We start from the raw sequence: 22899 nt of genomic DNA, 5'->3' as shown, positions 1-22899 counted from the left end.
TCTACATAAGTAATAAATGCAGATTGTTTTGTGAAAAATTTACGTTTTCAGACCTTGCAGCGACTGACTTCCGATAGTAAAAGTTCGTGTTGCTCGTGTCCTGTCTAAAAGTCGGCGTTATGTGGTGTTCTTGGAAAAGGAATGACGTCTCGGATATTTCCCATTCCGGTAACGAACATGACCAAACGTTCAAAGCCAAGTCCGAATCCTGAATGCACAGCCGTACCGTATTTGCGTAATTCCAAATACCACCATAATTCTTCTTCATTAATGTCCAAGGCTTTCATTTTTTCTCTAAGGACCTCCAAGCGCTCTTCACGTTGTGATCCTCCAACCATTTCACCAATGCCTGGGAACAAAATATCCATGGCACGAACGGTTTTTCCATCTTCATTCAATCGCATATAAAACGCTTTGATGTTGGCTGGATAATCAAATAAAATCACAGGACTTTTAAAATGCTTTTCAACTAAAAATCGCTCGTGCTCACTTTGAAGATCCGCACCCCATTCTTCAATAGTATATTTGAATTGTTTCTTCTTATTCGGTTTTGAATCCTTCAATATGTCGATGGCTTCGGTATAACTTACCCGCTTAAAGTTGTTTTCAATCACAAACTTCAGCTTGTCAATCAGTTTCAACTCTGATCGATCAGCCTTTGGTTTTGTCTTTTCTTCATCCAACAAACGCTGCTCTAAAAACTCTAAGTCCTCACGGTTGTGATCCAAAACATATTTGAGGACTGATTTGAGGAAGTCCTCAGCCAAATCCATATTTCCTGCCAGATCCATAAAGGCAACTTCTGGTTCAACCATCCAGAACTCTGCCAAATGGCGAGATGTATTGGAGTTCTCAGCCCTAAACGTTGGCCCAAACGTGTAGACTTTGCCTAATGACATGGCATACGCCTCGGCTTCCAGCTGCCCGGAAACGGTAAGATTGGTTTCTTTGCTGAAGAAATCTTGTTTATAATCTACTTCACCATCCTCTGTCAGTGGTGGATTTTTAGGATCCAAGGCACTTACACGAAACATTTCACCCGCACCTTCAGCGTCACTTCCGGTAATTATGGGGGTGTGCATATAGTAAAATCCATTGTCATTAAAGTACTTATGAATGGCGAAAGATAAAGTAGATCGTAGTCGCATCACGGCACTAAACGTATTGGTTCTAGTGCGCAAATGCGCGTTTTCACGTAAAAATTCAAAAGAGTGTTTTTTGGGTTGGATCGGGAAGGTCTCCGGATCAGAATCGCCTAAAATAACAATGCTTTCTACTTGAATTTCAACAGATTGCCCTTTACCTTGGCTTTCAGTCAATTGGCCTTTAATATGGACTGCAGCACCAGTAGTAATACGCTTCAATGTTTTTTCGTCGGTGTTTTCAAAGTCCACAACACATTGTATGTTCTGAAGGGAAGATCCATCATTCAAAGCGATAAATCGATTGGCTCTAAAGGTTCTTACCCAGCCTTTAATGTCAACGTCCTCCGATTTGAAATCGGCCTTTAATAGTTGTGCAACGGTTTTAGATGTCATTGTCATAAAATTTAAGAGTGCAAAGATAAAAAAAGCCTATGAGGTTTCAAGTGCCAAACTTTGAAATTCTAAATAGCGACTCAAACTGTATGTATTTGAGTTTTTTTTAATTCGTATTTTCGTCATTGTCATCCTCTTCAGGAATAATATTAATGGTAGGTTTCTTCAATGTTTCCTTGTTGGCAATACTTCTTTCTAAGGATAAAAGTAAGGATGGCAGCAATAGTAAATTGGACAACATGGCAAACAGTAAGGTGGCGGATACCAAAGCACCTAATGCGACGGTGCCTCCAAAACTGGAAAGCGTAAATACGGAAAACCCAAAGAATAATACGATGGAGGTGTAGAACATACTTACTCCAGTTTCCCGCAATGCGCCATAAACTGATTTTTTGATCTTCCACTTATTAACTTGTAATTCTTGACGGTATTTTGCCAAAAAGTGAATGGTGTCATCCACCGAAATTCCAAAAGCAATACTAAACACTAAAATTGTAGAAGGTTTTAACGGAACGCCCAAATAGCCCATCAATCCGGCGGTAATCAATAAGGGTAAAAGATTGGGGATAAGTGAAATGACAATCATTCTAAACGATCTGAAAAGATAGGCCATAAATAAGGCAATCAAGAAAATGGCAAGCGATAAGGAAATGGCCAAATTCTTCACTAAATAATTCGTCCCCTTTTGAAACACTAAGGCTTTACCGGTCATGATGACGTTATAGTTTTCAGCCGGAAACAGTTTATTGATTTCAGTTTGAAGGTCTTCTTCTATCCGTTCCATTTTGTCCGTACCAATATCTTTCATAAACGTTGTGATACGTGCATAACGTCCTGTACTGTCCACAAAACTCTGTAAAAGATCGGCTTCTGTATTGGAGTTTTTGGCATAAGAGAGGATAAAACTATTTTCCTGACTGGTTGGCAACTGATAGTATTTTGGATTACCATTATAATACGCTTGTTTGGAATATTTAACCAAACTCACTACAGAAATAGGTCGTGATAACTGAGGTGTTTCAATAATATGCGCTTCCAACTCCTCCATGCGTTTGAGCGTACTCAGTTTCATGACCCCTCTTTTGCGTTTGGTATCTACCATGATTTCCAAAGGCATGATACCATTGAATTCATTTTCAAAAAATCGAATGTCATTGAAAAACTCCGTGTTTTGAGGCATATCTTCAATAAGGCTTCCCGAAATTTTAATTTGGTAAATCCCAATCAAGCTCACGGTCAATAAACTTACTGCAGTAATGTAAATGGTGATGCGACGTTCTTTAACCATCCGCTGCATCCAATTTACGAATCCACTGGTCCAACGTCGGTTAAGATGCTCTAAATGGCGTTCTTTTGGGAAGGGGAGAAAGGTGTAAATTATCGGAATAATAAGTATGGATAGCAAAAAAATGGCAATAATACTTAAAGATGCCACAACGCCAAATTCGTTTAATAGCGAGCTTTCTGTCAAGATAAAGGTGGAAAAACCTACAGCTGTCGTAGCATTTGTCATTAAGGTGGCATTTCCGGTTTTGGTGATGACCCGTTGTAGTGACCTGACCTTGTTCCCGTGGTCTTTAACTTCCTGTTGATACTTGTTGATTAGGAAAATACAGTTCGGAATCCCGATGACGATAATCAAAGGGGGAATTAAAGCGGTTAAGACCGTTATTTCGTAACCCAAAAGACCAATGATGCCAAAGGTCCACATTACGCCAAATGACACAACAACCAATGCAATCAAGGTAGCTCTAAACGATCTGAAAAACAGAAAGAAAATAAAGGAGGTGACAAACAGTGCTGCACCAATAAACAAGCCAATTTCATCGACGATATTTTGAGAATTAAGCGTTCTGATATAAGGCATTCCTGAAACCCTGACATCCAAGTCATAATCTCTTTCAAAATTATCAACCTCGGTTTGGAGGATGTCTATAATAAAATCTTTTCTTATTGAGGTATTTACAATATCTTTTTTGAGATATATGGCGGTTCTTATCGTGCGTGTCTCTTTATTAAAAAGAAAGTTGTCATAAAAAGGATACTGTTGAAAAAGCTCTTGTTGCAGGGTGTCAATTTCAGCTAAAGTTGTTAAATAATCCGTGATAAAAGGCTGTAGATCAAATTTTTGCTTTTCAGTGTTTTTGACGAGCTTTTGTAAATCCTTTATTGAAAGTACGGTCTCAACTTCGTCATAGCTTTTGAAGTTTTCTGACAAACGGTTCCAAGCATTTAACTTTTCTACCGTAAATAGTGAGGGGTCCTTGACGCCAAGAACAACAAGGTTGCCTTCTTCTCCAAAAATATTTAAGAATTGGTTGTAAGTGATGTTGACCTCGTGGTCATCAGGGAGAAGATTGGCCTCGGTAAAGGTAAAACGCATATTTTTCCATTGGGTACTAAGGAAAAACGTGGCTAACACGATAAGGACGAGGATGATAATCTTGTTGCGCAAAATTGATCGCGCTACAACTTCCCAGAAGCTTTTTGTAGACAGTTTGGACATAATGTTTATTACTGTTACAAAGGTAAAAAAACAAAACCTTAATCGTTTGTTTACAGACTAATATTAAAAGTAAACTTCGCAGCAACATTATCTGCAAACTCGGGCAAGTGATATGCACCATAGCGGTAGGCAAAGCTAAGCCCAAAACCGAATAGAATCTTATTCACTTCCATGCCCACTTCGGTATATCCTTTGTGCAATGTTTTGAATTCAATGTCTTGATGACGTTCTAAATGATCCATCTCGCCCAAGGCCATTCGTGAAATAAAAACGATTTGTGGCTGTATGTGTTTTGAGACGTCAAAAGTCTTTAAGTAATATTTAAGTTGGAGCGTCGCGAATTTATCAGAAAAAAATTCGTCGAAATACATGGTTTCAAAACTGTTGATTCCTGCAACCGAGAAGCGTTGTAGGATGGTCTGTTTATCTAGGTTGTTTGGATAGGTATGGTATAAATGGGTCAACGGAGTTTTTCCGGCAGCAATACCTCCTGTTAAGGTAGCTTCTGCAAAAGAACTGCCCTCGGGGTTGATGTCAAATTTGTATATGGTTCTAAAATCGGCTTTGAAAAAATTAAAATTACTGCCCAATACATCTTTAAAACTCTTTGAAAGTTGTAGTGTAAAGTTAGGGAATCCGTCTTTTTCAATTTCAATATCGCCATCAGATTCAAAAGTGTTAAAGGGGTTCCATTGCAATGATATTTTTGCCATTGTCATGCGGAACTCTTTGTACGCATCATCGTCTACAAAAAAAGTGTAGTCGTAAGTGGGGGTGATATTGCTTCTTGACAGTTCAATTTCTGACAGTAGATAAGGTGTCAGACGGTGTTCAAGAGATACATTTTTGGTAATATGGTGATGAAAAAGACTAATATTCAATAAGCGCGGTTCAAAAAATGAAAAAAAGCGCTTATCGGTTAAAATAGTAGAGCTTCCCGTTTCCTGTAAATCGTCAGTATAGGAAAAATCAACCCAAGTGTCCGTACTTTTTGAGATTCTAAAGCCGCCACCTATACTATATTTAAAATGATGGTCTTTAAATCCATAGACGACATAACCAACCATTCGGTATTTTTCTGATAGGTTATTGTTGGTCCTACCGCCCAAACCTGTTCGGAATCCCTCATACTGATTGAATTTTATCAAGTATCTTAAATCTATATCGATATACTTAGTAGGGAAGAAGCCATTGCCAATCTGCTTAAAAAACTTACTTCTCTTTAAAGAATCTTGTTCAACAACACTGAGCGTATCTCCTATTTTTTCGGGAACTTGTGACTGCGCAGACCATATACAAATGATAAAAAGAAAGCAAGCACAGTATTTAGGCATATAGCATACAGGTAATGATTAGGTTAAAGCTAAAAAAGCGACTTGTGAGTCGCTTTTATTTATACGGTCATGATTTCTTTTTCTTTTATTTCTAAAGCATCATCAATCCTCTTAACGTATTTATCTGTTAATTGTTGTACATCCTGCTCTATGCCTTTTTGAAGATCTTCAGAGAGGTCGTCCAGTTTTTTGATTTCTGTATTGGCATCTTTTCTGGCACTCCTAACACCAATTTTAGCATCTTCCGCTTCCGCTTTAGCTTGCTTTGCCAATTCACGACGACGCTCTTCAGTTAAAGGGGGTACATTAATAATGATGAGATCGCCATTGTTCATTGGGTTGAACCCTAAGTTGGCAATCTGGATGCCTTTTTCAATTTCTTGAAGCATCTTTTTTTCCCATGGCTGTACTGCTATAGTCCTGCCGTCAGGCGTATTAACGTTGGCTACTTGCGCCAATGGGGTTTGGGTCCCGTAGTAATTGACCGTAACATTTCCGAGCATGGCAGGACTTGCCTTACCTGCTCTAATGTTTGAGAATTGTTTTTCAAGATGCTTAATGGCATTTTCCATCGCTTCTTTTGCACTGTCCAATATAAAATTAATGTCTTCGTTCATCATTAAAAATTTTTAATTTCTAAAACATTTCAAAATTTGAGCCAAACGGCTTTTATTGATCTATAGATTAACTTTTGTTCCAATTTTTTCTCCAGAAACTACTTTCAGAAGATTTCCTTTTTTATTCATGTCAAATACAATGATCGGTAATTCATTTTCTTGGCTTAACGTAAAGGCCGTAGTATCCATTACCTTTAATCCTTTACGCAACACATCCTCAAAAGTAATATGATCAAATTTAGTTGCAGACCGGTCTTTTTCCGGATCGGTGTTATAAATGCCATCAACCCGTGTTCCTTTTAAGATCACATCGGCTTCTATTTCAATGGCTCTTAAAACGGCTGCCGAATCTGTTGTAAAATAAGGATTTCCGGTGCCGCCACCAAAAATTACCACCCGGCCCTTTTCTAAATGGCGCATGGCTTTTCTTCTTATAAATGGTTCCGCTACTTGATCAATATGAACAGCGGACTGTAGGCGTGTTGGAATACCAGCATCTTCTAAGGCGCTTTGAAGGGCCAAACCGTTAATAACTGTTGCTAACATGCCCATGTGGTCACCCTGTACGCGGTCCATACCGTGACTGGCTCCTGCAACCCCTCTAAAAATATTTCCTCCACCAATAACAATGGCTACTTCAACGCCTTGATTTGTAATGTCTTTAATGTCTTCGGCGTATTCTGCCAATCGTTTTGGGTCAATTCCATATTGGCGATTTCCCATTAATGCTTCGCCAGATAACTTGAGAAGGATTCTTTTGTATTTCATTTGTTGTATTGAAAAGTTTAGCAAATATAAGGATTATTGTAATCTACAATAGTAGAAGTTTTTTATTTCCATTTTAAGGTTTCCATGATATGTTTGATATCTTTTTTTAAATAATCGGCTGCAGGTAATATGGAGTCATAATTGGGTTTCGCATAAAAATAGAGCGACCCATTTAAAAAATGATTGATACTATCGGTCACATAAAATTGAGATTGCGATGCAGCATTGCCACCAATTTCATAGAACATGCCATAAACCTGATGGTCTCTGTTTTCGTAAAAATCGCCTTCAATGGCATCGGCTTTTTGGGTATGCTCTTGGGTGAGATTCTGTGAATCTCTAATCAATGGAATAAGATTGTCATCAGTTACCTTAATATAAGTCAGATAAATGGTCCCCTTTAGGGTTGGGTAGTCAATATTGACACCGTAAGACAAATTCTTGCTTTCCATTTTAATTTTCTTCACGGGTGCTGCCAGAGTGTTCTTTTCAAAAACAAAGGGCAAATCGGCATCAATTTCTTGATATTTTGCTTGCGGATAATCTAATCTTAAAAACCCTTTTGGTTTTGGAACGGGGTCATCACCACAGGAAAAGCAGAATAATACAGATAGGGCAAAAACAACGTATTTGGATTTCATCATTTTAAAATAGTAAATTTTACAAGTTTGATGCGCTTTTTATCTAAAACTTCAATTGTAAAAACATAATTCTTGAAATTTATTTTACTGTTTCGTCTTGGGAAAATTCCAGAAATTTCCAATACAAAGCCAGCAATAGTTTCTGCTTCTCCTTTGTTGTTTTCAAAATCAGACTCGTCTTCAAGGTTGACAATCTTATAAAAATCTTTTAATGGCGTTTTACCATCAAACGCATAGTTGTACTCATCAATCTTACTGTAAGTCAAGTCATCATCATCAAACTCATCACTGATATCGCCTACAATTTCTTCAATAACATCTTCAAGCGATACTAGGCCTGAAGTCCCTCCGTATTCATCAACTACCACTGCCAAATGCACTTTTTTGTCCTGGAACTCAGCCATTAAATCATCAAGCTTTTTATTTTCGGGAACAAAAAATGGCTCGCGTAACAAGGTGGTCCAATCAAATTGTTTTCGGTCAATATAAGGCAAGAGATCTTTAACGTACAAGATGCCCACTACATTATCAATAGTTTCTTTGTAGATAGGAATTCTGGAATATCCGTTTTTGATGATTTCTGGAATGACTTCAGAATACTTTAACTCGGTGTTCAAAGCAAAGATGTCAATACGCGGGCGCATGACCTGTTTGGTATCCGTATTGCCAAAAGAAACTATGCCTTGCAGAATTTTATGTTCTTCTATAGTCGTTTCATGTTCGCCAGTAAGTTCTAAGGCTTGGGACAATTGGTCCACACTTAGGTTGGATTTCTGTTTTCCCAATTTATTATGAATGCCAAGGGTAATGGAACGCATTGGCAAACTAATTGGTGAGAAAAAAACATCTAAGAATTTGAGTGGTGATGCCATGAAAACTGCAAACTTGATTCGGTTTCTATTGGCATAAATCTTAGGGATGATTTCCCCAAAAAGAAGAATCAAGAAAGTGACAACAACAACTTCTAAAGCAAAACGAAGCCAACCAATCGAAATTTGGTAGAATACAAATTCTCCGACGGATGCAAATAAGATGACAATGGCAATATTGATAAAGTTGTTTGCCACAAGAATGGTTGCCAATAATTTTTTGGGACGTTCCAAAAGTGTCGAAATGATCTGGAAGGCGGTCGGTTTCTCCTCCAAACCTTGATCAATATCTGAACGGGTTAAAGAGAAAAAAGCTACTTCAGCACCTGAAATAAGGGCAGAACAAGCAAGTAGAACACCTATTAGAATGACACCTATAATAAACTCGAAGTTCTCAGAGTATTGAAGAATTAGGAATTGCGTGGGTTCAGGGTCCAATACAAAAGTAATTAGTTAGAATTTTTAAAACGGTAAATCATCTTTATCTTGTTTGGGTTCGGCAACCGTTGGGTCTGTTGCAGGTGGCCCTTGAGATGAAGGAGGTTCTTGGCTTGAGGGGTTGTCCTGGCTTTCTTTTTTAGTGGTTAAAAAGGTGAAATCCGTACATTGGATTTCTGTGGAATAACGCTCAACGCCCTTGTCATCGGTCCATTTTCTTGTTTTAATGCGGCCCTCAATATAAACGCGATCGCCTTTACTTAAATATTTCTCGCAAACTTCAGCGGCTTTATTGCGCACCACAATGTTATGCCATTCAGTATTGCTGATGCGCTCATTGGTTTGCTTACTGATATACGTCTCGTTGGTAGCTAATGGGAACCGTCCGACACAATTTTTATCATCAAAATAGTGCATTTTCACATCATCGCCCAAGTGTCCAATTAACATGACTTTATTTAAAGTGCCTGACATAATTATATTAGAATTTAATTGCAAAATTAACCATTTGCATTGATTTTATTAAAAGTAATGAAAAAATATGAGTTAATATTATTTGCGTTTCAATTTGTGAAGCTGAATTGACAATCCTTTTGATGCGATTCTTCAGAACGGGGACATAAAAGTTTAGAAGGGAAATTTGTTTGCTATCATTTTTTAATGATACTAATATGGTGGCATGACCTTCAATGTTAACGCAATGATGAGTGTTAGTTACTTCTCTATGTAACACATGTTTTTCTCTGGTTAAGGTTTGTGCAAAAAAACATTTAGCTTAATCATCAAAAAACTCATCTATAAAATTACTAATCAAGATAGAAGTTGGGTAGCGCTTTAAGTCAGTAATTGGTATGCCTTTTTTGGGGAGTTGATCAATTTCTACAATCCAAAATTTGGTATGTAAATGCTGGTGTGAAAGTTTATGCACAATGTCTTTATCATTGTAAAGGCTAAATTCAAAAGACGTGTCCTTAAAATATGACCTTATAAAAGGCTGTTTTTTAAAGTCAGCAATTTTAAGTTTCTTATCTGATTCCAATAATGGGAATTGATACAGATTCTGCCAAATACCTTTTTGTGTTCTTTTTTGAAATATGGTTTTATTATCGGTTGAAAGCGTCACGATAAAATTAAAATACTTGGTACTGATCTTTGTCTTTTTTAGTTTGACCGGTAATTGATCGACTATATTCTTTTGAAGTGCCACACAACTCTCATTTAAGGGGCAGGTATGACAGTATGGGTTTTTTGGTTTACATTGAATGGCACCAAACTCCATAATGGCCTGATTATGGTCTGACGGATTTTCATGATCTATTAAAGAGGTGGCGAGTGTTTTAAACTCTTTAATGCCTTTTGTGGAATTTATAGGGGTATCAATGCCAAAATACCGCGACAAGACTCTATACACATTGCCGTCAACCACTGCTGTTGGCGCATTGAAGCATATGGAAGCTATGGCACTGGCCGTATAATCACCAACGCCTTTTAATTTTAAAAGGTCTTTATAGGTGTTAGGGAAAATACCATGGTATTGATTGGCCACATATTTTGCCGAAGCGTGTAGATTTCGAGCTCTGGAGTAATAGCCCAATCCTTGCCAAAGTTTTAAAACCTCGCTTTCTTGCGCATTTGCAAGGTCAAAAACTGTTGGATATTTGCTAACAAAAGCTTCATAATAGGGCTGTCCTTGGGTTATTTGTGTCTGTTGCAAGATTATTTCTGACAGCCAGATATAATAAGGGTTTTTGGTATTCCTCCAAGGCATGTCGCGCTTATGCTTTGAAAACCAAGCGATTAATGTTCTGCTGAAATTCATATATTTTTGTAAAACTGAACAAAAATAAAGCTTTACAACGTTAAATTTTAATTAATTAGGCTTGAAATATTGAAATTAAAATGCCTATATTTGCGTCCCTTATAATTAATAGATAAACCCTAAAATTAATAACAATGACAAAAGCTGATCTAGTAGCGAAAATTTCTGAGAGATTAGGAATGGAAAAAGGAGATGTTCAAGCAACCGTTGAGACGTTTATGGACGAAGTAAAAACCTCTTTAGAAGGTGGAGATAATGTTTACCTAAGAGGTTTCGGAAGCTTTATAATCAAAACAAGAGCGGAAAAAACAGGTAGAAACATTTCTAAAAATACCACTATTAAAATACCAGCACACAACATTCCAGCATTTAAACCTGCAAAAGTATTTGTGGAAAGTGTAAAGATGAATGTTGAAGTAGAGTAACAACATTAAAAGAAATATTAATCTAAAAAAGACTTGATTTATGCCAAGTGGTAAAAAAAGAAAAAGACATAAGGTAGCGACGCATAAGCGTAAAAAACGTAGACGCGCTAACCGTCACAAAAAGAAAAAGTAGTTTTATAACTACTTTTTCGGTTTTACAGTAACGTTCTTTGATATAAAATTTATGCTTGGCCGCTGGTTGTGGTCTTCATAGGTTTACCGGAATTATCCCGATATTTTATTGGGAATCCTGTGTCAAAAAATTTAGTATAATCCATCTGTTGTGATGTATGTTGCAACGGATTTAAATTAACAACATGGATAAAGAATTAATTATTCGTTCGAGTTCAGATTTTGTTGATTTTGCCTTATTAAAAGATGGAAAACTTATTGAATTGCATAAAGATGAAGAGGATAACAACTTTTCGGTTGGCGATGTGTTTATCGCCAAGATCCGAAAGGCTGTTCCTGGGCTAAATGCTGCATTTGTAAATGTAGGTTATGAAAAAGATGCATTTTTGCATTATCATGATTTAGGCCCAAAATTACCTTCACTTTTAAAATTCGTAAAACGTGTAAGCACAGGAAAACATACAGATTTTCTACTCAAAAACTTTCAATTTGAAAAAGACATTGACAAAAACGGCAGTATTGCCGACGCTTTAAAATCAAATCAATCGCTCTTGGTCCAAATTGTAAAAGAACCCATTTCAACCAAAGGGCCTCGCCTAAGTAGCGAGTTGTCAATTGCCGGGAGGTATATTGTTTTGGTGCCATTTTCTGACCGAATTTCTATTTCTCAAAAGATAGAATCGAAGCAGGAAAAAGATCGTTTAAAACGATTGGTCAAAAGCATTACTCCGAAAGGTTTTGGCGTTATTGTCCGAACGGTTGCTGAGGGTAAAAAAGTTGCAGAGATAGACACTGATTTGCAGAATTTGTTGGGCCGTTGGACCGCAATGTGTAGAAAACTCCACAAAGCGCCCCATCCAAGTAAGGTACTTGGAGAAATGAACAAAGCGTCCTCAATTTTGAGGGACATTTTTAATGATTCATTCTCAAGTATTGTTGTGGATGATGAGGAACTTTATATGCAGATCAAAGATTACGTGCATCAAATTGCACCAAAAAAGGAATCAATTGTGAAACATTATCAAAATGGCGTGCCCATTTTTGAGAAACATGGTATTGAGCGACAAATAAAAACTTCATTCGGTCGCACGGTATCCATGGCCAAAGGTGCCTATATTGTGATAGAGCACACTGAAGCACTCCATGTGATTGATGTGAACAGTGGCAATAGATCCAACAAAGAAAAAAATCAAGAGGATACTGCTTTAGAAGTCAATTTAATTTCAGCTACTGAAATTGCCCGACAGTTGCGTTTACGCGATATGGGAGGCATTATTGTGGTGGATTTTATTGACATGTCCAAGGCAGAGAATCGGAAAAAACTTTACAATCATCTTCGTGACGAAATGAAAGATGATAAAGCAAAGCATAAGATATTACCTCCTAGCAAATTCGGTCTGATCCAAATTACAAGGCAGCGGGTGCGCCCAGAAAGGAATATTGAAACAAAAGAAGAAAATCCCGATGGCAGCGGTGATGAAATTGAAGCACCAATTAAAGTGGTTCAACGCATTCAGCAGGACATGGAGCGGATTTTCAAAAAAGACTACAAAAAGGTGACCTTAAACACACATCCTTTTATAGCAGCCTTTTTGACCAAAGGATTCCCGTCCATCAGGTCAAAATGGTTTTTAGAACATAAAAAATGGGTAAAAGTACTGCCCAGAGATGCTTACACATATCTTGAATACCATTTTTTTGATAAAAATGGAGACAAAATCGATTAATTGATAAACCCCTTATTTCTTTGGAAATGAGGGGTTTTTTTGTGCTTTTGTTTTTATCTGTTTGATTATGAATTTTATCAGTGCAGTGTATTCTATTCTTCCTTTTCTTTTTTCTCCTTCTTCTTCAGCCACCCAAAAATACCACCACCTTTCTTTTTCTCTTTCTTTTCAAATTTGCGTTCGTCTTTATTACTTCCGAAAAGACGTTTAAAAAATCCGTCAGCTTTTGTGGGTTCACAGTCCAAAGCATTCAATACCGTTTCGGAAGGTGCCTCGAAAGTAGCTTTGGTAATGCTGTTATATTTAGAATCAGCATTTAGTTTCTGGATGTATTTTGCGAAAATAGGCAATGCCGAATTGGCGCCTTGGCCAAGTCCGGTAGAGCTGAAACCTATTTGCTGATTGTCATTACCAACCCAGGTTACGGTAACTAATTTTGGCATAATCCCAACAAACCAGCCATCTTTATTATCTTGGGTTGTTCCTGTTTTTCCGGCAATGGCATTAGGTAATTGATAGCTTGATCTTAACCGAGCGGCAGTACCTTCATTGACCGTAGCTTTCATAAATTCTAACATCACTTGCCGGGTATCATCACTGAAAGCCATTTCCGCGTTGGAACCATTGTCTGGATACAAATCCTCATAAGAGGCGATGATATTGCCGTCTTTGTCTTCTATCTTTCTGATAAAAATTGGGTTTGATGGTTTGCTTCCATTAACGTAAGTGGTATATGCTGTGGCCAGTTCCAAGACCGTAAGGTTTGAAGATCCTAAAGCAATGGATGGTACAGGCTGAATGTCACTCTTGATACCCATTCGTTTGGCTTGTTCAATAACTTTGTTGATGCCGGTTTCATATAGAACTTTCACAGCAATGGTATTGATGGAATTGCTCAATGCATATTGTAATGAATAATTCATGTCATCGTCCTCAGAACCTCCAGCATTTGTGGGACGCCAATTATCCACATCGGTATAGGTTATGGCTTTTATGGGGAAATAGTTGCACGGATCCATCCCATTCTCCAAAGCTGCGGTATAAACAATAGGTTTAAACGTTGAGCCTACTTGGCGCCTGCTTTGTACAATATGGTCAAATTGGAAAAAGCCGTAGTCAATCCCGCCAACATAAGCTTTAATGGCACCGTTGGCAGGATCTAAGGAGAGAAGGCCGACATTGAGGAATTTAGAATAATATTCCAAACTATCTAGAGTGGACATGGATTTTACGGTGTTTTCATCCCATGAAAACAAATCCGTTTGATGTTTTTGACTCAAAGAATCTTCAATGGCTTTTTCATCCAAACCTTGAGCTTTGAGTTTTTTATATACGTTTAACCGCTTTTTTGCGGCTTCAAAAGCATGTTTTCCTTTGAGCCAAGGTGCATTTTGTCCATAGGCTTTTTCAAACTGACGCTGCAAATCGCACATATGCTCTTTCATTGCTGCCTCTGCATAGCGCTGCATCGTATTGTCTAAAGTGGTGTAAATTTTTAAACCATCATGATAAATATTATACATCTCACCATCAGGTTTCAAATATTTTTTTTGTTTGAGCAAACTGTCCAATTGCGTTTTGATCTGTGCTCTGAAATACGGAGCTAATCCTTCGTTGGGTGCATAATTCTGATAGTCGATGCTGATGCTATCAGTTTTGGCTTGCGTGGCTTCAGTAGGAGTGAGGTAGCCGTATTTTTCCATTTGACCGATGACCACGTTTTTTCTGATATGCGATTTTTCAGGATATCGGCGCGGATTGTAACTTGTATTGGCTTTAAGAGATCCTACCAAAGCAGCTGATTGCACCAAGGTCAAATCTGTAGTATGGGAGTTGAAAAACTTTTCTGAAGCACTTTCAATACCGTAAGTATTGTCTGGAAAAGGAACTGTGTTGAGGTATAGGGTGAGAATTTCTTCTTTTGAATAAAGATTTTCGATACGTCTCGCTACGATGCTTTCTCTGATTTTGTTGACGACAATACCCAAAGTACCATAGTCTTTTCTGCCAAATAGGTTTTTGGCCAATTGAAGGGTAATGGTGCTGCCGCCTCCGGACGAATCATTTGACAGTAAAATACTTTTAAAGAAAACACGGAGTAAACTCTTGTTGTCTATACCATTATGTTCGTAAAACCGCACATCTTCCGTAGCAATCAGGGCATCAATGAGATGTTGTGGAAAGTCGGTATACTTGATCGATTGTCTATCGTAAACATAAATTTTACCAATCAAATCATCGTTGGCATCCAAAACCTGGGTAGCTTGACTTTGTTTTAAGCGCGCCAATTCTTCCGAATCTGGGATTTTTCCCCAGAGACCAAAATAAATGCTCGCATAAAAACAAATAAAAAGAGCTAAGAGAATTCCTAAACCGTAGCCGATTCGCTTAGCCCATCTGATGAGCTTGACTTTATTAATGTGCATTACTTTTAAATGTCTTTTACAAAGTAACGAATATCCGTTTGAAGTATTTCAATTTAATATTTAATTAATACCGACACTAATCATCAAACCACTACAAACCAGATGGTTTATTCTTTTTTACGCTCATCAATCAAGCCTTGTAATTCCTTTCCGTATTTGGAGGTCTTAATTTCTGGAGGCAATGCTTGATTAATGGTATCTAAATATTTAAGATTAGCGTCTGGGATTTCTGATACTGCCAAATATGGAGCAATCTCACTGTCTTTATTGTTGATGGCAAAATTGATAGTGTACAGATATTTTCTGACAATTAAATTGTTGTATTCCTTTAAACTCGAATCTATCTGAATGGTATCGTTGTTTCTTTGGGCTTCGAGATTATCTCTTATCAGATCAAGGTTTTTATCTTGAAATCTATCCATCATCAATTTGAATTCTTGCAATTTTTCCTGTTGCGCGGACCCTTTGATTTTTGCATCCATAAAGAAGTTTTTCAATGTGGTGTTGATTTCTGTGACGCCTTCAGCTGCGAAAAACGGAATAAGATTATTTTCTTCTCCTTGTTTATCCAGTTTTAAATAAAAAACTTCAGGGGCTTCTAAATGCGTTTGCAGTTGAAATTCCTTGTCGCCAATAATTTTAATCGAATCAACCGAAACGAGCACACTATCCTCTATTTTTTGTAGATATACGGTTCCTTTCTTTAACCCCTTGATGGTCCCCTTAAGAGTGAAATTTGAGTTGTCCTTTGCACAGGACGATACAATAAGTAAAGTGATGATGAACGCAATTCTTTTCATTTATTTTTTTATGTTTAATTACAAATGCAATGGCCTATTCAGAATTTTAACCTCTGCTTGCCCTGTCCGTCCGGTTGCCCGAAACTTTTGTAAAAACAGATAGCTTTTTCTTAGGCGGGAATTCTGAATTTTAGGTCGGCAAATATCTTATAAAATTCCTTTTAAAACTAACCTACAGAAACTATTCTCATGAGTTCAGCACATAAAAGGGCACCATAAGTTCCTACTACATATCCGAAAACAGCTAAAAGCGCACCAACCGTTGCCAATGAAGGGTGGAAGGCTGCTGCAACGACAGGAGCAGAAGCTGCACCGCCAACGTTTGCCTGACTTCCAACAGCCAAGAAAAAGTAAGGTGCCTTAATAAGTTTGGCAATTAGGATTAAAAGTCCTGCATGAATGCCCATCCATACCAAACCAATTAAAATCAGTCCTGGATTTTCGAAAATTTTGCCCAAATCCATTTTCATTCCGATGGTAGCTACCAAGATATAGATAAAAACACTGCCCACTTTACTGGCACCGGCCCCTTCGTAATTCTTGGCTTTTGTAAAGGATAACAAAATTCCGATTAAGGTTGAAATGGAAATTAACCAAAAAAATTGGCTTCCAAATGAGGAGAGTGCACTTCTTGGATCGCTTACCGCAACAAAGTTGTTAGAAAGATAGGTGGAAATGACATCAGCACCATAATGTGCAATCCCTACCGCAACAAAGGCAAAGGTAAGAATCATCATTAAATCGGTCAGTGATGGAATACGGATGATTTTTTCGCTAAATGTTTGCACTTTTTCCTGCAAAGCATTGATTGCTGTATTGTCTGCTTTTAACCAATTATCTATTTTCTCGCGCTTGCCAATACCCAATAAAAGGACTGCCATCCATATATTGGCTACTACAATATCTACCAAAACCATACCTCCGTAAAGCTCTTGGTTAAAACCGTAAATCTCTAACATGGCTGCTTGATTGGCACCCCCGCCAATCCAACTTCCTGCTAAAGTTGCCAAGCCTCTCCAAACAGCATCAAATCCGGCGCCACCTACAGTTTCAGGTGAGAAGGTGGAGATGATCAAAATGGCAATGGGGCCGCCGATGACAATACCAATGGTTCCAGTAAAAAACATGACCAAGGCCTTCCATCCTAAGTTAAAAACGGCTTTTAAATCGATGCTAATGGTCAGTAATACCAACGAGGCTGGTAGCAAATAGCGACTCGCAATGTAGTAGGTTTGTGAGACATCGGCGGAAATCAAGCCCAAAGAATTGAATATAGCCGGAATCATATAACACATCAAAAGTCCTGGAATGTACTTGTAAAACTTTGACCAGAAACCGTCCTTCTTAGATTCAGTATAAAAAACAAAGCCCAAAGCCAGCATTAAAAGCCCAAAGACAATGGCGTCATTCTTAAAAAGAACAAATTTGTTAACCGATGAGGGCTTTATCTGATTATTGACGGAAAGCAGATCTGATTGGTTGTAAAAATTACTTTCATTGATAACAATCAAATTCTCATCGGAGAATCTATTGCTAGTATTCAATTTTAAATCGAATAATTTCTCTCTTTTTAATATTGAAATTGGCGTTTCACTTGAATACTCAATAGTATAATTAGACCCGGTAGCAGCAAATTGTAAGGTTCCTTTTGAGAATTTTTTATTTAAAACTACCTGATTGACGATAATTGATGGGTCATTTGTAGAGAGGTTGATCTGAAACCGACTAAAGCTTATGGAATCAACGCTGACTGGAATATCGAAATTCTCTGAGTAGCTCTCGTTGGCTTTATCAAAGGTCAGGGTTTGAGCTTTAGCAGAAAATGTTGTAATAATTATTAAACCTAAAAACACTAAAAGTTTATGGAAATGCGACATGGTAAGTTAGTTTGACCCGCAAAATACTACAATTTATGTTTTAAAAAAAGCGACACTTAATTCCAGTTTATTTTTTTAAAAGCGTGTGTATTCGCAGAAGTGGGTTTTAATAGTCAGCAGCATATCGCCCGATTACGTTGGTCATACAACTAATATGGTTCTTGATTTCCATTAGGTATGAGGTGGGAATATATTGTATTGTAAGAGGTGTTTATGTGACAATTAAAATCAATGTCGGCTTAGGTGTCGCCTTCGGGCGTATCATTGCTGGATGGTCTGGGGTGGCGGTTCGCTTTCTTTAAAGCTTGCATAAGGATATATTCAATTTGACCATTGGTGCTCCTAAATTCATCAGAAGCCCATTTTTCAACGGCATTGAGCATTTCTTCATTCATGCGAAGTGCAAAGGCTTTTTTTTTGGCCATTCAACTATCTGTTTTTATAGGGTGTTTTGTCGTTATAATTATGTCTTTCTTACCAATCAACAGCAACAAAAATTGGACAATTTGTGGGGGTAAATTTATGTGTCTTTTTGGATTCCACATCATGATTAACCCAGTGGGTTATAATATTTCGAAGCTTGTCTTGAAGACAATCCGGTATTCGTGCCTTATGGGCCTGTCTGCTCGTGTAGGTTGGATAGGCTCCGAAGTTCTTGATTCTATTAATGGTTTAATGTTCCGGCGTTCACAACAGGAGTAGCGTCTTTATCACTGCACAAAATCACCATAAGATTACTTACCATGGCCGCCTTGCGTTCCTCGTCTAAATGCACGATATCTTTTTTGCTTAATTCTTCCAAAGCCATTTCTACCATGCTAACGGCGCCTTGCACAATTTTATGTCGTGCTGCAACAATAGCGGTGGCTTGTTGACGCTTGAGCATGGCATTCGCTATTTCCTGAGCGTAGGCCAGATAGCCTATTCGTGCTTCCAAGACCTCAATTCCTGCAATGGCTAAGCGTTCCTCTAGTTCTTTTTCCAGCGCTTCACTCACTTCGTTTACACTTGATCTTAAAGTGATATCCTCAATCAAGCCTTCATCTGCAAAATTATCATAGGGATACATGCTGGCTAACTTTCTCACGGCTGCATCGGTTTGAACACGAACAAAATCTTGAAAATTATCCACATCAAAAGCCGCTTTGTATGTGTTCTCTACACGCCAGACCAAAATGGTGCTGATCATGACAGGGTTGCCTAATTTGTCATTCACCTTTAAACGTTCACTGTCAAAGTTACTCGCTCTTAACGAGATTTTAGTTTTTGTATAAAATGGAATGACCCAGTAAAATCCATTCCTCTTAACGGTTCCTACATATTTTCCGAATAATAAAAGGACTCTGGAATTGTTGGGCTGCACCATTAAAAACCCAGGTGCTATAAATAATGCTCCCAAAACCGCAAAAGCATATAAAGCATTTTTTGTGATAGCAATAGCAACAATGCCACCAATAAATAGGATAAGGAATAGGAATAGCATTAAATAGCCGTTGGCAGGGATTATAATTTTTTCTTCTTTCATCTGGTAGTTATTTATTATAATATCATATTGATATCATAAAGATATACAAAACGTTTTTAACACACAAATGATGTTTGGCACGGAATTTGGAAGTAGGTGTAGTGTAATAATTATGCTCTACAATACCAAAAAGGAGTAGTTAACCTTTAGAGACGTTAATATTACAATTTGGTTGGTTAGTTAGTAAAAAAGCATCTCGATTTCGAGATGCTTTTTTTATGGAAAATGGTCTGAAGTTTACTTTTTAATAAAGTTTACGGTGGCCTCTATTAGTTCTTCTGAAACCTTTTTATTAGAGTCGTTATACGATTTAGCATTTTCTTGAGCATCTCCTTGTATTATATATAAAACATGGTTCATGTTCTCAATAAGTTTTAGTTCTGATTGTTCTGAAACCTTATGTAGTGTTTCAGCTTCAGTAACACTAACTTGGAGATCTTTTGTGCCATTGATAATTAGGATGGGAATGTCTAATTTTTTTATGGCGATGATTGGGTCATATTTCATCCAGCTCATCATAAATTCCTGTACGCTGCTATCAAATATTGATCCAAGCGCTGGTGGATAATCGGTAGTTGTATTTCCGGATCTTAGGATATCAAAAATCCGTTTGGTTTCTTCAGTGAACATTGGCGCTGTATTTTGCACTTGTTCTATCACCACGGCATCAATAGATTGTCCCGCACCGGCCAGCGATATAACACCATTGACACCTTGCTCTGCAGCTAGCATACCTATTAAGCTTCCTTGACTATGACCTATAATATAGATGTTTTCAAAATTTTGTTTGGTCTTAAAATAATTGACCACATCAATGGCATCTGATACAAAATCATCAAATTTAATGTCCGGGTCCACAGCATTCGTTTTGATCTGTTTGACAATTCGTTTGTCATATCTAAAAGTTGCAATGTCATTTAAGGCAAGCTCTTGCGCCAATTTTTTGAGATTGTTGGTTTTTAGAAAATTCTGATTGCCATCTCTATCGGTTGGACCGGAACCACCAATTATAATGGCCAGATGGTTTGATCCTGATGTTGGAATCAGCAAACTGCCGTCAATCCATTTTGAAACGCTGATTTGAGATTCTGAATAAGGGGCTTGAGCAAACGTCAAACCAGTGAAAAGGCTAAAAAGAAGAATTAAATTTCTCATAGAATGTTTTATTTTGTTAACGAAGATACATCACGCATGTTATTAGTTAACGTTATAATATTAAAAAAGTGATATGCATAAAGCGAAAAAAATCAGTCGTATGACACGGTATCTCATCGTTGAAATACATCATTTAGTCGATATATGTTAAAATTTAGTGCATTTCATCGATTTAATATGTGTTTAAACTGATTGTTTCAATAATTAGTTTACATTTGAAGTGTACTGAGACTTTGGTTTTAGTTCAATGGATTAATTAATTAATATTTGCATATGTTGTTGACTTAGTGACCCTAAATCTACACAATATAAAAAACGCAAATTAGGAGAACCGAGGTTGAGGGACCTCGGTTCTTTCTTTTTAAATGGTTCTGTTTCTTCTATCGCTTGCAACGCAAAAAGTTTTTAGGATTACTGCGTTGGTTATTAGGTCTTCAGCGAATTGTTTTGCTTAAATTATAACATAACTAATAATTTCCATTTTTTAGAAGCAACCTTTTCAAATATCGAGCATCTTACTTAATGAACTCAAAAACTACAAAAAAACATGAAAAAATCAATTTTAAGTATCAAATCGTTGTTTGTGATCGGTGCACTTTCAATTTTCAGTTGTAATTCTGATGATGGAATCAAATGCCCAGAACCTTTAACAGGGGAATTATCTGCAACTGAAACTGCATTTACTGGCACTTGGAATCTTGTTGCTATGGAATCCGATGTGGCTCTAGATCTTACCAATGACGATGAGGACAATCCAAGCACAGATCTTTTTAATCAATATTCGGACTGTGATCGAGATTTGGAGTATCACTTTATGGCTGACAGAACATTAGTTTATAGACAGGGGTATTTAGCTGATGAATGCAACAACAAACTAACTTTTGATGGCACCTGGAGTCTAAGCGGTAATAATTTGACTTTAGTCGCTAACTGTGCTTCTCAGCAAATTTCGATTGAGACAAATGCAGAGGAGGATCAATATTCTTACGACGTAATTTTGCAATTTAGAGATGTTAATGGCGCTCAGAAAACAGCCGAGGTGACATTTACATTTGAAAAGGCTACGGTAGATGAACAGCCGGTATAAGTCGAAATACGCTATAAAATATAAAAAGCGAATCCTACACGATTCGCTTTTTTTTGTTTCCTATTAAATTATGCTGAGGGATTTGGAATTTCCTTATGCACTTCTTCAATAGCATCCAAAACTTCCTGACTTAAGTTCAAATGAATACTATCAATATTTTCTTTAAGTTGATCTAAATTGGTAGCTCCAATAATATTACTGGTTACAAACGGCTGTTGAGTAACAAACGCTAATGACATCTGTGCCAAAGACAAATTGTGCTGGTCTGCTATGGCAAGATATTTTTTGGTAGCCTCAGTACATTGCGGACTGCTATATCTCGCAAATCTGGTAAAAAGATTTAATCTTGAATTTTCAGTATCCTCACCTTTTACATATTTTCCTGAAAGCACCCCACAGGCCATCGGTGAGTACGCCAAAAGTCCAATATTTTCTCTCATGGCGATTTCAGCCATATCACCTTCAAAAATCCGATTGATCAAAGAATAGGCATTTTGGATAGTGAGCATTCTTGGTAATTTATGCACTTTAGATTCTTCCAAATAACGCATTGTTCCCCAGGCTTTTTCATTAGATATTCCTATATGTCTAATTTTTCCAGAAGTAATGATGCCATCCAAAGTATGGAGGATTTCATTGAAATTATCCTGCCATTGCTCCTCTTCATGTTTATAATCGCGTTGGCCCAAAGTATTCGTATTGCGTTCTGGCCAATGGAGTTGGTATAAATCTATATAATCGGTCTTCAACCGTTTTAAACTTTTATTGACTGCATCTTTTATGGCTTCTGGACTAAAGCCAGTGGTCCTAATGTGGGCTGTGTATTCTCCCGGTCCCGCAATTTTAGAAGCCAATACAACCTTGTCTCTATGTCCTGTTTTTTCAAACCAGTTGCCAATTATGCGCTCCGTATCTGCATAGGATTTTGGTTCTGAAGGAACAGGATAGAGTTCGGCAGTGTCAAAAAAGTTGATGCCTTTATCAAATGCATAATCCATTTGATCAAAAGCTTCAGCTTGGGTGTTTTGGCGTCCCCAAGTCATCGTGCCCAAACACAGTTTGCTGATTTTTATATTTGTGTGTGGTAGTGTGGTGTATTTCATATGTACTCTCTGCGAATCCCGACAGCTATCGGGGAGGAATTTCCTTGTTAGTTAAACTTTTCCATATTTGATTAAACATAGACCAGTCAGCCCCAATAGCTATCGGGAATGA

The 22899-nt window shown here is 37.5% G+C and carries 19 protein-coding genes; 3 read left to right on the top strand and 16 right to left on the bottom strand.

From position 1 onward, the window contains the following. Positions 1 to 104: 104 nt before the first annotated feature. The 9 genes from asnS to mutY all read right to left on the bottom strand — a co-directional run bounded on the left by asnS (position 105) and on the right by mutY (position 10530). Complete coding sequence (gene asnS / locus H3Z82_RS02925) at positions 105 to 1538, bottom strand: asparagine--tRNA ligase (RefSeq protein ID WP_182202396.1); 1434 nt, start codon at positions 1536 to 1538, stop codon at positions 105 to 107. 106 nt (positions 1539 to 1644) lie between these two features. Then, positions 1645 to 4044, bottom strand: a complete 2400-nt coding sequence (locus tag H3Z82_RS02920) for an efflux RND transporter permease subunit (RefSeq protein ID WP_182202395.1) — start codon at positions 4042 to 4044, stop codon at positions 1645 to 1647. A gap of 50 nt (positions 4045 to 4094) precedes the next feature. Beyond that, positions 4095 to 5378, bottom strand: a complete 1284-nt coding sequence (locus tag H3Z82_RS02915) for a hypothetical protein (protein ID WP_182202394.1) — start codon at positions 5376 to 5378, stop codon at positions 4095 to 4097. Between the two features lie 59 nt (positions 5379 to 5437). Then, complete coding sequence (gene frr, locus H3Z82_RS02910) at positions 5438 to 5995, bottom strand: ribosome recycling factor (RefSeq protein ID WP_182202995.1); 558 nt, start codon at positions 5993 to 5995, stop codon at positions 5438 to 5440. A gap of 60 nt (positions 5996 to 6055) precedes the next feature. Further along, on the bottom strand, positions 6056 to 6763 hold the full coding sequence (gene pyrH, locus H3Z82_RS02905) for a UMP kinase (protein ID WP_182202393.1): 708 nt from the start codon (positions 6761 to 6763) through the stop codon (positions 6056 to 6058). 62 nt (positions 6764 to 6825) lie between these two features. After that, the gene (gene gldD, locus H3Z82_RS02900) at positions 6826 to 7404 is read right to left on the bottom strand and encodes a gliding motility lipoprotein GldD (protein ID WP_182202993.1); all 579 of its coding nucleotides are present in this window, start codon (positions 7402 to 7404) and stop codon (positions 6826 to 6828) included. Beyond that, positions 7404 to 8711 carry a gliding motility-associated protein GldE gene (locus tag H3Z82_RS02895; protein WP_182202392.1) on the bottom strand — a complete coding sequence of 436 codons (1308 nt, stop codon included), beginning with the start codon at positions 8709 to 8711 and terminating at the stop codon, positions 7404 to 7406. Before H3Z82_RS02895 ends, gldD begins: the two co-directional genes overlap by 1 nt. Positions 8712 to 8735: 24 nt before the next feature. Further along, the gene (locus H3Z82_RS02890; protein ID WP_182202391.1) at positions 8736 to 9185 is read right to left on the bottom strand and encodes a single-stranded DNA-binding protein; all 450 of its coding nucleotides are present in this window, start codon (positions 9183 to 9185) and stop codon (positions 8736 to 8738) included. 301 nt (positions 9186 to 9486) lie between these two features. Next, positions 9487 to 10530: an A/G-specific adenine glycosylase gene (gene mutY / locus H3Z82_RS02885; RefSeq protein WP_182202390.1), complete on the bottom strand. Its 1044-nt coding sequence runs from the start codon at positions 10528 to 10530 to the stop codon at positions 9487 to 9489. A 134-nt stretch (positions 10531 to 10664) separates the two neighbouring features. On the opposite strand from mutY, the gene H3Z82_RS02880 reads away from it, so the two are divergent. Both H3Z82_RS02880 and H3Z82_RS02875 read left to right on the top strand, forming a co-directional pair. After that, positions 10665 to 10955, top strand: a complete 291-nt coding sequence (locus H3Z82_RS02880) for an HU family DNA-binding protein (RefSeq protein ID WP_163518142.1) — start codon at positions 10665 to 10667, stop codon at positions 10953 to 10955. A gap of 317 nt (positions 10956 to 11272) precedes the next feature. After that, the gene (locus H3Z82_RS02875; RefSeq protein WP_182202389.1) at positions 11273 to 12814 is read left to right on the top strand and encodes an Rne/Rng family ribonuclease; all 1542 of its coding nucleotides are present in this window, start codon (positions 11273 to 11275) and stop codon (positions 12812 to 12814) included. 92 nt (positions 12815 to 12906) lie between these two features. Here the strand turns inward: H3Z82_RS02875 and H3Z82_RS02870 are convergent, their stop codons facing one another. The 6 genes from H3Z82_RS02870 to H3Z82_RS02845 form a co-directional block, all read right to left on the bottom strand. Next, positions 12907 to 15240: a transglycosylase domain-containing protein gene (locus tag H3Z82_RS02870; RefSeq protein WP_182202388.1), complete on the bottom strand. Its 2334-nt coding sequence runs from the start codon at positions 15238 to 15240 to the stop codon at positions 12907 to 12909. 107 nt (positions 15241 to 15347) lie between these two features. Beyond that, positions 15348 to 16040 carry a DUF4369 domain-containing protein gene (locus H3Z82_RS02865; RefSeq protein ID WP_182202387.1) on the bottom strand — a complete coding sequence of 231 codons (693 nt, stop codon included), beginning with the start codon at positions 16038 to 16040 and terminating at the stop codon, positions 15348 to 15350. 167 nt (positions 16041 to 16207) lie between these two features. Next, positions 16208 to 17422: a DUF819 family protein gene (locus H3Z82_RS02860; protein ID WP_235982364.1), complete on the bottom strand. Its 1215-nt coding sequence runs from the start codon at positions 17420 to 17422 to the stop codon at positions 16208 to 16210. Positions 17423 to 18156: 734 nt separating this feature from the next. After that, entirely contained in the window at positions 18157 to 18342 is a 186-nt protein-coding gene (locus H3Z82_RS02855) for an Arc family DNA-binding protein (protein WP_182202385.1), read from the bottom strand. A gap of 239 nt (positions 18343 to 18581) precedes the next feature. After that, entirely contained in the window at positions 18582 to 19442 is an 861-nt protein-coding gene (locus H3Z82_RS02850; RefSeq protein WP_182202384.1) for an SPFH domain-containing protein, read from the bottom strand. 237 nt (positions 19443 to 19679) lie between these two features. Next, positions 19680 to 20597: an alpha/beta hydrolase gene (locus H3Z82_RS02845; RefSeq protein WP_182202383.1), complete on the bottom strand. Its 918-nt coding sequence runs from the start codon at positions 20595 to 20597 to the stop codon at positions 19680 to 19682. 547 nt (positions 20598 to 21144) lie between these two features. On the opposite strand from H3Z82_RS02845, the gene H3Z82_RS02840 reads away from it, so the two are divergent. Then, a complete protein-coding gene (locus tag H3Z82_RS02840) occupies positions 21145 to 21684 on the top strand; it encodes a DUF5004 domain-containing protein (RefSeq protein ID WP_182202382.1) in 540 nt (179 codons plus the stop codon). Positions 21685 to 21752: 68 nt separating this feature from the next. On the opposite strand, the gene H3Z82_RS02835 is transcribed toward H3Z82_RS02840, so the two are convergent. Then, positions 21753 to 22787: an aldo/keto reductase gene (locus tag H3Z82_RS02835; protein WP_182202381.1), complete on the bottom strand. Its 1035-nt coding sequence runs from the start codon at positions 22785 to 22787 to the stop codon at positions 21753 to 21755. Between the last annotated feature and the right edge of the window lie 112 nt (positions 22788 to 22899).

This window comes from Gelidibacter maritimus, from assembly GCF_014062315.1.
Classification (GTDB): Bacteria; Bacteroidota; Bacteroidia; order Flavobacteriales; family Flavobacteriaceae; genus Gelidibacter; species Gelidibacter maritimus.
This window is presented reverse-complemented; position numbering and strand designations above follow the sequence as displayed.

Bases quoted from the DNA above. Each gene is read 5' to 3' on its own strand.
- asnS (WP_182202396.1), bottom strand. From the start codon at position 1,538: ATGACATCTAAAACCGTTGCACAACTATTAAAGGCCGATTTCAAATCG.
- H3Z82_RS02920 (WP_182202395.1), bottom strand. From the start codon at position 4,044: ATGTCCAAACTGTCTACAAAAAGCTTCTGGGAAGTTGTAGCGCGATCA.
- H3Z82_RS02915 (WP_182202394.1), bottom strand. From the start codon at position 5,378: ATGCCTAAATACTGTGCTTGCTTTCTTTTTATCATTTGTATATGGTCT.
- frr (WP_182202995.1), bottom strand. From the start codon at position 5,995: ATGAACGAAGACATTAATTTTATATTGGACAGTGCAAAAGAAGCGATG.
- pyrH (WP_182202393.1), bottom strand. From the start codon at position 6,763: ATGAAATACAAAAGAATCCTTCTCAAGTTATCTGGCGAAGCATTAATG.
- gldD (WP_182202993.1), bottom strand. From the start codon at position 7,404: ATGAAATCCAAATACGTTGTTTTTGCCCTATCTGTATTATTCTGCTTT.
- H3Z82_RS02890 (WP_182202391.1), bottom strand. From the start codon at position 9,185: ATGTCAGGCACTTTAAATAAAGTCATGTTAATTGGACACTTGGGCGAT.
- mutY (WP_182202390.1), bottom strand. From the start codon at position 10,530: ATGAATTTCAGCAGAACATTAATCGCTTGGTTTTCAAAGCATAAGCGC.
- H3Z82_RS02880 (WP_163518142.1), top strand. From the start codon at position 10,665: ATGACAAAAGCTGATCTAGTAGCGAAAATTTCTGAGAGATTAGGAATG.
- H3Z82_RS02875 (WP_182202389.1), top strand. From the start codon at position 11,273: ATGGATAAAGAATTAATTATTCGTTCGAGTTCAGATTTTGTTGATTTT.
- H3Z82_RS02870 (WP_182202388.1), bottom strand. From the start codon at position 15,240: ATGCACATTAATAAAGTCAAGCTCATCAGATGGGCTAAGCGAATCGGC.
- H3Z82_RS02865 (WP_182202387.1), bottom strand. From the start codon at position 16,040: ATGAAAAGAATTGCGTTCATCATCACTTTACTTATTGTATCGTCCTGT.
- H3Z82_RS02860 (WP_235982364.1), bottom strand. From the start codon at position 17,422: ATGCTGGCTTTGGGCTTTGTTTTTTATACTGAATCTAAGAAGGACGGT.
- H3Z82_RS02855 (WP_182202385.1), bottom strand. From the start codon at position 18,342: ATGGCCAAAAAAAAAGCCTTTGCACTTCGCATGAATGAAGAAATGCTC.
- H3Z82_RS02850 (WP_182202384.1), bottom strand. From the start codon at position 19,442: ATGAAAGAAGAAAAAATTATAATCCCTGCCAACGGCTATTTAATGCTA.
- H3Z82_RS02845 (WP_182202383.1), bottom strand. From the start codon at position 20,597: ATGAGAAATTTAATTCTTCTTTTTAGCCTTTTCACTGGTTTGACGTTT.
- H3Z82_RS02840 (WP_182202382.1), top strand. From the start codon at position 21,145: ATGAAAAAATCAATTTTAAGTATCAAATCGTTGTTTGTGATCGGTGCA.
- H3Z82_RS02835 (WP_182202381.1), bottom strand. From the start codon at position 22,787: ATGAAATACACCACACTACCACACACAAATATAAAAATCAGCAAACTG.